The sequence below is a fragment of the Paractinoplanes ovalisporus genome (assembly GCF_016834655.1).
In the GTDB taxonomy this organism is placed as follows: domain Bacteria; phylum Actinomycetota; class Actinomycetes; order Mycobacteriales; family Micromonosporaceae; genus Actinoplanes; species Actinoplanes ovalisporus.
The window spans coordinates 45,879-58,168 of the sequence record NZ_JAENHP010000036.1 but is presented as its reverse complement, the minus strand read 5'-3'; the positions used below and the strand labels follow the sequence as shown (position 1 = coordinate 58,168).

At 70.6% G+C, this 12,290-nt stretch carries 11 protein-coding genes; 4 read left to right on the top strand and 7 right to left on the bottom strand.

Translation table 11 applies throughout. The features are described 5' to 3' along the window. Positions 1–3: 3 nt before the first annotated feature. A complete protein-coding gene (locus JIG36_RS49105) occupies positions 4–1,065 on the bottom strand; it encodes an SGNH/GDSL hydrolase family protein (protein ID WP_438870815.1) in 1,062 nt (353 codons plus the stop codon). Positions 1,066–1,248: 183 nt separating this feature from the next. On the opposite strand from JIG36_RS49105, the gene JIG36_RS49100 reads away from it, so the two are divergent. The 3 genes from JIG36_RS49100 (at position 1,249) to JIG36_RS49090 (ending at position 5,359) form a co-directional block, all read left to right on the top strand. Further along, positions 1,249–1,593, top strand: a complete 345-nt coding sequence (locus JIG36_RS49100) for a YkvA family protein (protein WP_203383830.1) — start codon at positions 1,249–1,251, stop codon at positions 1,591–1,593. Between the two features lie 3 nt (positions 1,594–1,596). After that, complete coding sequence (locus tag JIG36_RS49095; protein WP_203383829.1) at positions 1,597–2,955, top strand: cystathionine beta-synthase; 1,359 nt, start codon at positions 1,597–1,599, stop codon at positions 2,953–2,955. 277 nt (positions 2,956–3,232) lie between these two features. Further along, on the top strand, positions 3,233–5,359 hold the full coding sequence (locus JIG36_RS49090; protein ID WP_307873230.1) for a TPM domain-containing protein: 2,127 nt from the start codon (positions 3,233–3,235) through the stop codon (positions 5,357–5,359). A gap of 85 nt (positions 5,360–5,444) precedes the next feature. Here JIG36_RS49090 and JIG36_RS49085 read toward each other — a convergent pair whose 3' ends face one another. Together JIG36_RS49085 and JIG36_RS49080 are read right to left on the bottom strand one after the other, a co-directional pair. Continuing rightward, positions 5,445–5,759, bottom strand: a complete 315-nt coding sequence (locus tag JIG36_RS49085; protein WP_203383828.1) for a DUF1330 domain-containing protein — start codon at positions 5,757–5,759, stop codon at positions 5,445–5,447. A 167-nt stretch (positions 5,760–5,926) separates the two neighbouring features. After that, positions 5,927–6,871, bottom strand: a complete 945-nt coding sequence (locus tag JIG36_RS49080) for a S1C family serine protease (protein ID WP_203383827.1) — start codon at positions 6,869–6,871, stop codon at positions 5,927–5,929. Between the two features lie 288 nt (positions 6,872–7,159). Between JIG36_RS49080 and JIG36_RS49075 the strand changes: the two genes are divergently transcribed. After that, positions 7,160–7,504 carry a hypothetical protein gene (locus tag JIG36_RS49075; protein WP_236049972.1) on the top strand — a complete coding sequence of 115 codons (345 nt, stop codon included), beginning with the start codon at positions 7,160–7,162 and terminating at the stop codon, positions 7,502–7,504. A gap of 572 nt (positions 7,505–8,076) precedes the next feature. Here JIG36_RS49075 and JIG36_RS49070 read toward each other — a convergent pair. The 4 genes from JIG36_RS49070 to JIG36_RS49055 all read right to left on the bottom strand — a co-directional run bounded on the left by JIG36_RS49070 (position 8,077) and on the right by JIG36_RS49055 (position 12,259). Then, positions 8,077–8,610, bottom strand: coding sequence for a GNAT family N-acetyltransferase (locus JIG36_RS49070; protein WP_203383826.1), 534 nt, complete (start codon positions 8,608–8,610; stop codon positions 8,077–8,079). Next, positions 8,610–9,521 (bottom strand): ribonuclease Z, encoded by a 912-nt coding sequence (locus JIG36_RS49065; protein WP_203383825.1) that lies wholly within the window; start codon positions 9,519–9,521, stop codon positions 8,610–8,612. Before JIG36_RS49065 ends, JIG36_RS49070 begins: the two co-directional genes overlap by 1 nt. A 310-nt stretch (positions 9,522–9,831) precedes the next feature. Then, entirely contained in the window at positions 9,832–10,791 is a 960-nt protein-coding gene (ppk2, locus tag JIG36_RS49060; RefSeq protein ID WP_203383824.1) for a polyphosphate kinase 2, read from the bottom strand. A gap of 55 nt (positions 10,792–10,846) precedes the next feature. Then, positions 10,847–12,259, bottom strand: a complete 1,413-nt coding sequence (locus JIG36_RS49055; protein WP_203383823.1) for a CYTH and CHAD domain-containing protein — start codon at positions 12,257–12,259, stop codon at positions 10,847–10,849. Positions 12,260–12,290 lie beyond the last annotated feature (31 nt).

Sequence of the window (12,290 nt, the reverse complement as noted above, 5' to 3'; positions counted from 1 at the left end):
TGACTAGTGATCCTCTGGGGTCCACCCTACGGCGCTCGAAGCCGAGCGGCCGCTGGGAACGGTCGGGGACTCCACCGTCGGCGACGTCGCCGCGCGGTGACCGAACCAGGTGCGCGGTTCGCCGAACCACGGATGCCGGCGCAGCACCGCCCACCGGCCCGCGGCGCTGACCTCAGTGCCCGGCGCCTGGACCGCCTCCTGCGCGGCCTGCTCCAGATTGCGTACCCCGTCGGCGGCCGGTAGAACCGTGCGGTCGTCCTCGCCGAGCACGGCCATCAGGGTCGGCATCACCACGGCGGCGGCCCTCGCGTAGCCCTCGGTGGACGGGTGGAAGCGGTCGGCGCCGAACATGCGGAGCGGGTCGGCCTCGAACATGGGCCCGAGCAGGCCACCGATCGACACCGTACGGCCGCCGGCCTCGACCACCGCCACGGTCTGCGCGGCCGCCAGGTCACGGCTCCACTTGCGGGCCAGCCAGCGCAGCGGCGGCTTGATCGGCTGGATGGCGCCGATGTCGGGGCACGTGCCGACGACGACCTTGCAGCCGGCGTCGCGCAGACGGCGCACGGCCTCGCCCAGATGGCGGACGGCGCCGGCCCGGTCCGACACGTGGGTCACGTCGTTGCCGCCGATCAGGATGACGGCGACGTCCGGCTCGTATTCCAGGGCGGCGTCCACCTGATAGGGCAGGCCGGACGACATCGACCCGACCACGGCCAGGCGATGCAGGCGTACGGGCCGGTGCAGTCGCCGCGACACGCCGGTGGCCAGCAGCGCTCCCGGCGTCTCGCGGGGACGGTGCACGCCGTACCCGGCGGCGGTCGAGTCACCCAGAATGACCATGCTGATCGCCTTGCCGCCGAACTTCCCGCCATAGAGGCCGTCGCCCCGCGGGGGTGGCGCCTCAGCCATCGGGATGATCCGGCGCGCCTTCGCAGCCTGCCTCAGCAGCAGGCCCGCCGAAACGGCGGTCACCGTGGCCAAGGCGCCCGTCACGCCGCCGAGAATCTGACCGGCCAGTTTGATCCGGCGTCGGTCCTCCGCGGTGATCTGAATGGTGCTCACAGGCTCCCTCGCTGTCGCTCGACCCGGGCTCATGCCCGGTCCTCGAAGTTCAGACTCCGCCTTCGAAGATCAAAAACGGTCTCGAAGATCAGAAGCCGGCAGGGAATTCGAGGCTATCGCGCGGCGGCGAGAGGCAATCATGGCGCGTTCAAGTCATGCTGGAGTGACCGGAAGGAGAACAGCATGGCGAAGACGCTGAAACGGACGGCGGCGTTCACCGCGCTGGCCAAGTCCCTCGTGGCGGGGGCCCGCGGCGGGCCCTCCCTGTCCACCCGCATCGCGGCGATCCCGCGCATGATGAAAGCGACCACCCGCGGTCAGTACGACGGCGGGATGCGCCTGGCCATGATGGCGGCGGCCACGGCGTACGTACTCTCCCCGATCGACGTCATCCCCGAGGCGTTCCTGCTGGTCGTCGGGCTGGCCGACGACGCCGTGATGGTCGCCTGGCTGGCCGGCTCGGTGCTGGCCGAAACGGAGCGCTTCCTGGAGTGGGAGAGGGGCCAGGACAGGATCGTCGTACCCTAAGACGTGCGCTACTACGACAACGTCGTCGACATCATCGGGGACACCCCCCTGGTCAAGCTGAACAAGGTCACCGAGGGCATCAGCGCCACGGTGCTGGCCAAGGTCGAATACTTCAATCCCGGTGGCTCGGTCAAAGACCGGATCGCCCTGCGGATGGTGCTCGACGCCGAACAGGCCGGCCTGCTGAAGCCCGGTGGCACCATCGTCGAGCCGACCAGCGGCAACACCGGGGTCGGCCTCGCGCTGGTGGCCCAGCAACGCGGCTACAAGTGCATCTTCGTCTGCCCCGACAAGGTCAGCGAGGACAAGCGGAACGTCCTCAAGGCGTACGGGGCCGATGTGGTCGTCTGCCCCACCGCGGTCGCCCCGGAAGACCCCCGCTCCTATTACAACGTCTCCGACCGTCTCGCCCGTGAAGTGCCCGGCGCGTGGAAGCCCGACCAGTACAGCAACCCCGCCAACCCGCGCTCCCACTACGAGGAGACCGGTCCCGAGCTGTGGAAACAGACCGACGGCCGGATCACGCACTTCGTCGCGGGCGTCGGCACCGGCGGCACGATCACCGGCGTCGGGCGCTATCTGAAAGAACAGGGTTCCGTACGCGTCGTGGGCGCCGACCCCGAGGGCTCGGTCTACTCCGGTGGCACCGGGCGTCCCTACCTGGTCGAGGGCGTGGGTGAGGACTTCTGGCCCACCACGTACGACCGGGAGATCTGCGACGAGATCATCGAGGTCTCCGACTCGGACTCGTTCGAGATGACCCGACGCCTCGCCCGCGAGGAAGGCCTGCTGGTCGGCGGCTCGTGCGGCATGGCCGTGGTGGCCGCGCTCGAGGTGGCCCGCCGCGCCGCCGCCGGAGACGTGGTCGTGGTCCTGCTCCCCGACGGCGGCCGGGGCTACCTGTCCAAGATCTTCAACGACGACTGGATGGCCCGTTACGGCTTCCTCCGTACGCTCGACGGCGCCCCCACGGTGGCCGACGCGCTGGAGGGCAAGGGCGGCACGATGCCGCCGCTGATCCACGTCCACCCCACCGAGACGGTCCGCGACGCGATCGACTACATGCGCGAGTACGGCGTCTCCCAGCTGCCCGTGCTCAAGGCCGAGCCCCCGGTCGTCACCGGCGAGGTGGCCGGTTCGATCGCGGAGAAGGCCCTGCTGGACGCGCTGTTCACGGGCCAGGCCCACCTGCACGACACGATAGAGCGCCACATGGGAGAGCCGCTCCCGATGATCGGCGGAGGCCAGCCGGTGAGCGAGGCGGTGGCGCTGCTGGAGAAGTCCGACGCCGCGATGGTCCTGGTCGACGGCAAGCCGGCGGGTGTGCTGACCCGGCAGGACCTCCTGGTGCACCTCTCGTAGTTCCGCTTTGTTGTTCTTCCCGGGCCGGCGCAGCTGTCAGTTGTGCCGGCCCTTTTCGTTCCGATCGCCGCACCCCCACCCATCATCGCGAGTCACCTTTAAGTCCGTTTCGTCCCCTCAACTTCCCCGGCCCACCCGACCAGGGGGCCTCCACCCTAAAACAGTGCGACCCGCGCCCGACCTGCTTGTCCACAGGCCCCCACGGAGGCGTTTCCGGGTTATCCACAGAGCTGGGATCGAGGAAGACGCGGCGGGCTCGGGGGCCTAGGTTGGGCTGGTGACATCGAAGCTGCGCCGACTGCTCGTTCTACCCCTGGTGGCTGCGGCCGCTGCCGTGCTCCTGGCGGGGCCGGCCGTGGCCCAGGCGCCCGAGAGGCTCGCCACCCAGGTCACCGATCAGGCCGGGGTGCTCAACAACCGGGGTGCGGTCGACACGGCGCTCACCGACCTGCAGGACAAGACCGGCATCCAGCTGTTCGTGGTCATGGTCGAGTCGTTCGACGGCACCCCGGCGCAGCAGTGGACCGACGAGACGGCCCGCCTCAGCGACCTCGGCGACCGCGACGCGCTGCTGGCGGTGGCGGTCGGCGACCGGGCGTACGCATATTCGTTCCCCGACGACTCCCGACTGAGCCAGGGCGAGCTGGCCGACGTCGCCGAGAAGAACATCGAGCCCGCGCTGAGCCGGAACGACTGGTCGGGCGCGGTGATCGCCGGGGCCGAGGGCTATGCCGATGCGGCGAGTCCCGGCGGCTTCGGCTGGGTGTGGCTCGTCATCGTGCTGGTCGTGATCGTGGCGGTCGCGTGGTTCTGGCTCAAGCGACGGCGCCGGCCCGCCCCGGCCGGCGCTCCCGCGGGGCCGCCGGCGCCGGTCGGACCCAGCCTCGACGAGCTGACCAACCAGGCGAACGCGTTGCTGATCGAGCTCGACGACGATCTGCGGGCCGGCGAGCGGGAGCTGGGGCTGGCGGCCGCGCAGTACGGCAGTGCGGCGACGGCGCCGTTCCAGGCCGCGTTGGAGTCGTCCCGGCGTGACGTGGCCGAGGCCTTCCGGCTGCGCATGACCCTCGACGAGGAGCCCGCGCCCGACGAGCCCCGGCGTCGCGAGACACTGACAAAGATCATCGAGCTTTGCCGTACGGCGGACGACCGGCTCGACGCCGAATCCGAGGCGTTCGACCGGCTGCGTGACCTGGAGGGTCGCGCCGCCGAAGCCGCCGACGAGATCGACAAGCGGAGGGCCGCCGTCGAGGCCGCGCTGCCGGCGACCGAGGCCACCGCCCAGCAGGTGCTCACCGCCTGGTCCGGCCGCGGGGTAACCGCGATAGCCACCAACGTGGACCAGGCCCGTGAACGGTTGTCCTTCGCGGCCTCCGCCCTGGGAACGGCCCGCGAGGCCCTTGCCGACGCGAACGCGGGCGGCAGTGATGGCGCTGCGGCCGCTAGTAGCCCGGCGGGCGGTTCTGCTGGCGGCGCGGGCGAGTCTGCTGGCGGTGTGTCGGGCGGCTCTGCTGGTGGCGCGGTCGGCGGTTCTGCTGGCGGTGGCGCTGTGCCGGGTGGGGATCGGGCCGAGGCGGCTCTCGCTGTGCGGGCCGCGGAGCAGGCGGTGGATCAGGCTGAGCAGCTGGTGGTGGCCGTCGAGCGGACGGCTTCCGACCTGCCGGGGGCGCGCGCCGCGGCCGAGGCGTTGATCGTCGAGATCACCGGGGAGATCGCCGCGGGGCGGGCCGCGATGCTGGCGGGCGGGGCGGCTCCGGCGGGGCTGGCGTCGGCGATCTCGGGTGGAGAGCAGGCGCTGGCCGAGGTCACGACGGCGCTGGCGGTGTCCCGGCCCGATCCGGTCGAGGCGGTGGCGAAGCTGCAGGCAGCCGACGCCGCCCTCGACGCGGCCCTGGCCGAGGCGCGCGACGTGGCCGAGCGGCTGGCGCACGATCGTGGGCTGCTGGCCCAGGAACTGCCGGTGGCGCGAGCCGAGGTGGCCGCGACCAACGACTTCATCACCACCCGTCGGGGCGCGGTCGACTCCGGTGCGCGGGCGACGCTGTCCGAGGCGTTGCGGCATCTGTCGGTGGCCGAGAGCCTGGCCGGCACCGACCCGGCGGCTGCTCTGGCCGAGGCCCGCCAGGCGCGCCGTCTCGCGGCGAACGCGGGCCAGGCCGCCCGGCTCGATGTGCAGCGCTGGGGAGGCGGCGGGTCCGGCTGGGGCGGCGGTCCGGGGCAGTCGGGCGGCTTCGACGCGGGCGCGTTCGCCGGCGCGGTGCTGGGCGGCATCCTGTCCGGCGGCGGACATTCCCGCGGTGGCGGCTATCGCGGCGGCGGCTTTGGGGGCAGCGGCTCACGGGGTCGTCGCACGTCCGGCGGTGGTGGTGGCGGCGGTCGGAGGGGAGGCGGCGGCCGTTTCTGACGGACGAGCTGAGTTCGCGCGGAACCGAGATTGGCGGCCGTGCACAAGAGGGGCGAACCGGGCGGGCTGTGGCTGCTGGTGGGCGTCAAGCGGCGTGGGGACGCGGGTCCGCTACCTCGATCACGCGGGTCGTGGGAGCGGCGTCGCCCAGGGTGGTTCGCAGGGACTGGCGGTCGGGGTCCTGCATGAAGGACTCGTAGCCGGCTCGGGAGTCGAAGCGGATCACGTGGACCTCGGAAGTGGCGTCTGTGCTCGGTAGGCGTTGCTCGAGCGCGCCGCCGTGGCGGGGGAGCAGGGCCAGCACAGCGTCCTCGTATCGCTTGCCCTCGGCGGGGTGCGTGGGGGCGAAGTCCACTATGGCCACGAGCAGGAGGCTTCCCGCCTCGCCGGGAGCGATCATGCGATGGAGTATGGCAGGGCCGCGTGGCCGGTGCGGCGAGGCGGGACGGTCGGTCGAGTTCGGCGGGGGACGGTTGCCGGTCGGTCACGGCGGCGACAGGCGGGGCGATCAGTTGAGTTCGGACAGGGACGGTCAACCGGTCGACCAGGACGGCGGCCGGCGGATGGTCAGTCGAGTTCGGCGGGGACGGTTACGACGTCTACCAGGGCGTTCTTGCGTAGCAGGGTGATCGGGAGGTTGGTGCCGATCGCGGGGCCCAACATCAAGCGCTGCAACGCCTGGACGCTCTGGGTGGACTGGCCGCCGGCCGTGATGAGGATGTCGCCCAAGTAGATGCCGGCGGCTCCGGCGGGGCTTCCGGGGACGACCTCGACCACGCGCAGGCCCAGCTTCTGGCCCAGCCGCTCGGCCAGCGCGGGCGGCAGGGGAGCGGGGACGCCGGCCACGCCCAGCCAGGCCCGGCGGACGCGGCCGTTGGCCACCAGGTCGCCGATGATCGCGCGGGTGGTGGAGTTGATCGGGACGGCCAGGCCCAGGCCGTAACCGGCGACGGCGGTGTTGATGCCGACCACCGTTCCGGTCGAGTCGGCCAGGGCGCCGCCGGAGTTTCCCGGGTTGAGGGCCGCGTCGGTCTGGATGACGCTGTCGATGATGCGGATGCGGCGGCCGTCGCGGGCCGGGAGTGAGCGGCCCAGGCCCGAGACGACGCCGGCCGTGACCGAGCCGGCCAGGCCCATCGGGTTGCCCACGGCCACGACCAGCTGGCCGATCTTGAGGTCGTCGGCGTTGCCCAGCGGGGCGGCGGGTGCGCCCGGATGGTGCACGCGCACGACGGCCAGGTCGGAAAGGGGGTCCGCCCCGACCACGTCGAAGCGGGTTTCGGTGCCGTCGGCGAAGTCGGCCGTGCCGCCGTTCGCCCCGGCGACCACGTGGGCGTTGGTCAGAAGAAAACCGTCGTCGGTGAAGGTGACCGCCGAGCCGGCGCCCTGGCCGCGCGAACTCCGCACGGAAAGGGCCGCGACCGACGGCAGGAGCTTGGTGGCGACGCCGGTCACCACACGGCTGTAGGCATCGAGTGCCCCGGAATCGACACCCGTGTGTTCGGTATCCATGAGTGCTTCAACACGCCCCCGACCGGCCTCGATGCCCGCCCACCGTCCGCCCACGGCGAACATCGCGAGCTCGACGTAAAAGGCGTAAACCGCGTAGAAGCTCCACATCGGGCGGACACCGTAAAGGCCTGGGAACGCAGACGTGTGCAAATGCCGCGACACCAGGTCGTCACTCTGGGTCGCGTTAATCGCACAGAAAGTCCGACCGGAGGATGGTGCCCCGCGGTTGTATGGGTCGTGACGGACGACCCGACCGACACCCGAAACGCCGACGGAGGGGTAAGGGAAATGGTCATCGCCGACCAGTCGATGCCGACCGAGATGCTGGCCGAGATGCCGAACGAGTTGCTGGCCGAGATGCCGAACGAGATCGTGGACCGCCTGTTGTGGCGGGATGCCCAGCAGATGCTCGGGCGGCATGCGGAGCCGGACGAGGACGGTTCGTGTGTCTGGTGTGGATGGCGCTGGCCGTGTGCACCGCGGCGGCTCGCCGAACGGGCCGACGCCGCCTCCCGCCGGCCCTGGCGGGAAGCGTGGACCATCCGTCACGACCTCAACAGCATCAGGGCCATGCCGGGGTTGCGGGCGGGGCACGACGACCGCCGTACGCCGAACCGCGGCTACTTCGACTAGACAACTCCATCGAGCCACCGACGTCGCCCGTCAGCTTGACCTCCCCCGGCAGGCCATGGCTACCCGGCCCGGGATGACGTCGTCCGGCGGTGAGTTCCGCTGCGCCCCGCCAGCGTCGCGACCTCCCCGCCTCAGGACCCGCCCTTGAATCGGACAGGACCGGCACGCCTCCGTCGGTCCAGCGTCTCCGGCCAGACGCGCCCCCGGTTCGGGCGGGACGGTTGGCGGGAGCGTGGGACCACAGGTTCCCCCGTTCCACATCGGCCCCACGCTCCCGCCCAGCCAACCCGAATGCCCGCCCCCACCCGCCCGCGAGCGAGAAATCAACCGCGGTAACACCAGGTCAGCCGTGGTAAGAACCAGGCCGGCCGCGTTGAGTGCGAGAGCCGACCGCGCCGGGAGAAAGTCCAGGCAGAGAGCCGGTGAGAGCAAGCCGATGGAAGAAACCGGCGCGCCCGCCCCGGCAAGACCGGGCGCGCCGATTCAAGGTCGATGCGCCGGCCGTGACAGCGGACACGCATCATCCACAAACGGACGATCCCGGATCGTGGCGGCCTGGGCGGCGTCCGTAGTTAGGGTAGGCTAACCAAAGCTTGAGCGCCGGTCAACGTCCGCGTGTAACGGAGTTGATCGACCGGCTCACCGTTCACCGGCTCGCGCCGGGTCGCGCCGTCGAGCGTCCAGCCCCCGGCCTCATAGAACTTGCGCGCCCGCGTGTTGGCGGCCAGCACCCACAGCACGGCCCGCGGCTCCCCGAACGACGCCAGCGCCGACAACGCATCCACCATCAGCAGCCGCCCCACCCCGGTCCCGACCAGCGACGGCAGCACGTGGATGGCGTACAGCTCGGTGGCTCCCGGCGTCTCCGACAGCCCGACATAGGTGAAGCCGACAACGGCCGAAGCGGAAACCGCGACCGTCATCCGATGCGTCTCCCGCTCCCAGCGATACCGCTCGCTCCACCACTCCCCGAAGGCCTCAGCGGTGCGCAGCTCCAGCGTCGCCGCCGGCAGAATGCCCGCATAGGCCGCCACCCGGGAGCTCTGATGCACCGCCCCCACGGCGACAAGGTCAGATTCCGATGCCGTACGCAGGGAGACGTCCATCAGGCGACGGTAACCTCCCGCCGCGGGGGCACGGGGACCCGCCCGAGGTCGGCACCGACCACGATCTCGCCGTCGAACGAGGCCCGCGCCTCGTCGAGGAACCGCGACGCGTCCTGATAGCGCTGCGAGAAATGGGTCAACACCAGTTTCCGTACGCCGGAGGCCCGCGCCACCTCGCCCGCCTGCGCTGCCGTCAGATGCCCCACCTGCTCGGCCATGTCGGCGTCCTCGGTGAGGAAGGTCGACTCGATGACGAGCAGGTCGACCCCGGCCGCCAGCGCGTAGACGTTGTCGCACAGCCCGGTGTCCATGATGAAGGCGAAGCTCTGCCCGGGCCGGTCGACGCTCACCTGGTCGAGGGTCACGTCACCGATCCGTCCGGCCCGCTGCAACTCGCCGACCGCGGGCCCGGCGATGCCGTGGGCGGCCAGAAGGGCCGGAACCATGCGCCGTCCGCTCGGCTCGTCCAACCGGTACCCGTACGTGGGAAGGGAATGTCGGAGAGGCAGCGCCGTGAGCCGGCCCGCCGGTGTGGGAGCGGACCAGGAGGAACCGGAGACGGGCGCGGCGACGATGGAGGCGTTGTCCCAGTAGCTGGTGGCATGGCGCAGCCGGTCGTAGAACTCCTGGCCGGCGGCCGGGTAGTGGACCGTCACCGGGTGCGGCACCTTGTCGAGCGAGATGCGCTGCAGAATGCCGGGCAGGCCGAGGCTGTGATCGCCGTGGAAGTGGGTGATGCAGATCCGCCGCAACGGGGTGACCGCGAGGCCCGCCATCAGCATCTGGCGCTGGGTGCCCTCGCCCGGGTCGAACAGGATCACCTCGTCGTCCCAGCGCAGCAGGTATCCGTTGTGGTTGCGAAGCCGGGTCGGGACCTGACTGGCCGTGCCGAGCAACACCAACTCGCGCACCGAAAACCCCCGGAAATGAAGCGACCCCTGGGGACTTCCGCACACGTATGCACGGTCCGGTCGGACAAGGCCGGATCCCCAGGGGTCGGGTGGCTACCTGAAATTCGCCGCACCGCTGCCACACGGTCTCGACGTACTACAACTACGAAGCTGTCGAGGACAGCGGCTAGCGGACAGCCACCTCACGAGTCCCGTTGCTATACAACTTCGGACCACCTCCCTTCACGTGTACGGCCACGTTAACCATGGGAGGGGCGCCCCGCCAACACTTTTTGAATCACTACCGGCGCGGGAATATCCGGGCCGACGGCTACAGACGCGGGAACACCCGGGGCGACATCTCGGTGCCCTCGACGGCGAGCGCGGCCGGGCCCACGATCAGCGGGTCAGGACGGCCGACGAGCTCCTCGTCCTTGTTGTCGTAGTCGAAGCGGTTGAGCACGTGCCGCATCGCCTCGACCCGGGCGCGCTTCTTGTCGTTGCTCTTCACCACGGTCCACGGCGCGTCGGCGGTGTCGGTGTAGAAGAACATCGCCTCCTTGGCCTCGGTGTAATCGCCCCACTTGTCGAGCGACGCGAGGTCGTTGGGCGAGAGCTTCCACTGCCGCACGGGGTCGACCTGCCGGATGGCGAAGCGGGTGCGCTGTTCGCCCTGGGTCACCGAGAACCAGAACTTGACCAGGTGGACGCCGGAGCGGACCAGCATGCGCTCGAGCTCGGGGGCCTGGCGCATGAACTCGAGGTATTCCTGGCGGGTGCAGTAGCCCATGACGCGCTCGACGCCGGCCCGGTTGTACCAGGAACGGTCGAACAGCACGATCTCACCGGCCGCGGGCAGGTGGCTGATGTAGCGCTGGAAATACCACTGCGTGCCCTCGCGCTCGTTCGGCTTCTCGAGCGCGACCACCGAGGCGCCGCGGGGGTTCAGATGCTCCATGAACCGCTTGATCGTGCCACCTTTACCGGCCGCGTCCCGCCCCTCGAACAGGATCACGAGACGCTCGCCGCTGCTCTTGCACCAGTTCTGCAGCTTCAGCAGCTCGATCTGGAGCAGCCTCTTGTGGTGGTCGTACTCCTGGCGGGCCATCCGTTCGTCGTACGGGTATTCCTCACGCCAGGTGTCGACCGGCGACCCGTCCGCGTTGAGCAGCACCGGGTCGTCGTCATCGTCGTCCGCGACCCGGTATCCGCCCAGTTCCGCGACCGGCCCGTCGTACGGCTCGGTGGTCGAGTCGACGTCGTTCACCTGACCGTTGTGCTCCGCCTGCATGGCATGACTACATACCCACGCAGGGTGACAATTCAACGAGCCGGTAGGTGAACAATCAGTTCAGCCACGTGCGAAGCTTCGCTTTTCGCGACTTTTCGACGACGACCGGCAATTCCCCGTACGTGTCCTTGCCCACCTGCTCCTGCCGGGCCCACAGGACGCCGAACCAGAAGCTGTCCTGCCCCAGCTCGTGCAGAAGCTCGCGGGCGACCACCGAATCCTGGTGCGCACCGAGCACGTCCTGCAGATCGGTCAGCGCCTTGACCAGCTTCTTGGCGGGTTTGCCGGCCTCCGGCTCGAACACCTCGACGGCGTACCGGGCCCGCTTGTAGGCCTTGCGGGCGTCGTGCAGCTCGTGGTCCTCGCCGTGGGCCAGCGCCTCGTCGAGCAGCCCGTCGGCCTTGGCCAGGCTCTTGCGCGCGCGCCGGATCGGATCCTTCTCGGCCGTCTTCTGCCGGGCCAGTTGGTCGATGCGGTCGAGCAGGGTGAGGTAGCGCTCGCCCTCGAGCGCCTCGTCGAGCGCGGCCCGGCCCTCGGCGACCTGGGCGTCGAGGTGCGCCCGGATGCGGGCCGCGACCGGGGCGAACTGCTCGCCGGCGTCGTCGAGCCCGGCCAGCAGCTTGCCCTCCTGCACCTGGCCGTCGCGCACCTGGCCGAGCAGGTCGGCCAGCCACTTGAGCTCGCCGTTGAGGTCGGCCGCCTCGGGGAACGAGCGCTTGAACGTCTTCAGGGTGCTGCGCAGGCGCCGCGTGCCCACGCGCATCTTGTGCACGGCTTCGGGGTCACCCTGACGGACCCCGGGGTCGTAGCCGGTGATGGCGTCGTGCTGCTCCTGGACGTACCGGAGCACGGGGTTGCTGCTCGGCGGCGGGGGCGTGACGGTGGGCCGGTCGCCGAACGCCCGCGCGACCTTGGACGGGCCCGAGGCGGGGGCGGCACCGGCCTTGAACAGCAGTTTCTCGACCGCCGCGAGCAGTTTGGGGCCGCCTTCGACCAGCTCGACCTCGACCTCCTGCCAGCGCTGCTCGTGGCCGTCGCGCTCGGCGATCACCTGGTCCTGGGCGACCAGGGCGAGCGTGTTGCCGGCGGCGTCGCGCAGCGGGGTCTCGACGCGGTGGGTGCGCAGCCGGGCGATCGGCTTGAGCTCCCGGCGGCGGATGATGGCCCGGACCTGGGCGGTGAGCTCGGCCGGCACCTCGTCGCCGTCGAGAGGCAAGCGGTGTTCCGTACGGCTTCCGTTGTCACCCGGCGTCTTGAGGTGCCATCCGGCGTCGCCGCCACCGGTGCGCCGCCGCAGTGTCCGGCGATTCTGCATCAGGGTGAGGTCGTCGGTGTCGAAGTAGGTGGCGTCGAGGTCGTGGGTCTCGGCGCCGTCGGCACTGCTGATCCCGGCCCGTCCGGCGAGATCGGGCAGCTGAAACTCGGCGGGGACGTCATATTTACGCTCTGTTTCGCTGGCGATCTCCATCCGTTAATACTGCCCGAACGGGTGACCTTCA

Excerpts from the sequence above, each read along its gene's own strand:
- JIG36_RS49055 (WP_203383823.1), bottom strand. The coding sequence starts at position 12,259 with ATGGAGATCGCCAGCGAAACAGAGCGTAAATATGACGTCCCCGCCGAG.
- ppk2 (WP_203383824.1), bottom strand. The coding sequence starts at position 10,791 with ATGCAGGCGGAGCACAACGGTCAGGTGAACGACGTCGACTCGACCACC.
- JIG36_RS49080 (WP_203383827.1), bottom strand. The coding sequence starts at position 6,871 with ATGGATACCGAACACACGGGTGTCGATTCCGGGGCACTCGATGCCTAC.
- JIG36_RS49075 (WP_236049972.1), top strand. The coding sequence starts at position 7,160 with ATGGTCATCGCCGACCAGTCGATGCCGACCGAGATGCTGGCCGAGATG.
- JIG36_RS49085 (WP_203383828.1), bottom strand. The coding sequence starts at position 5,759 with ATGATCGCTCCCGGCGAGGCGGGAAGCCTCCTGCTCGTGGCCATAGTG.
- JIG36_RS49100 (WP_203383830.1), top strand. The coding sequence starts at position 1,249 with ATGGCGAAGACGCTGAAACGGACGGCGGCGTTCACCGCGCTGGCCAAG.
- JIG36_RS49070 (WP_203383826.1), bottom strand. The coding sequence starts at position 8,610 with ATGGACGTCTCCCTGCGTACGGCATCGGAATCTGACCTTGTCGCCGTG.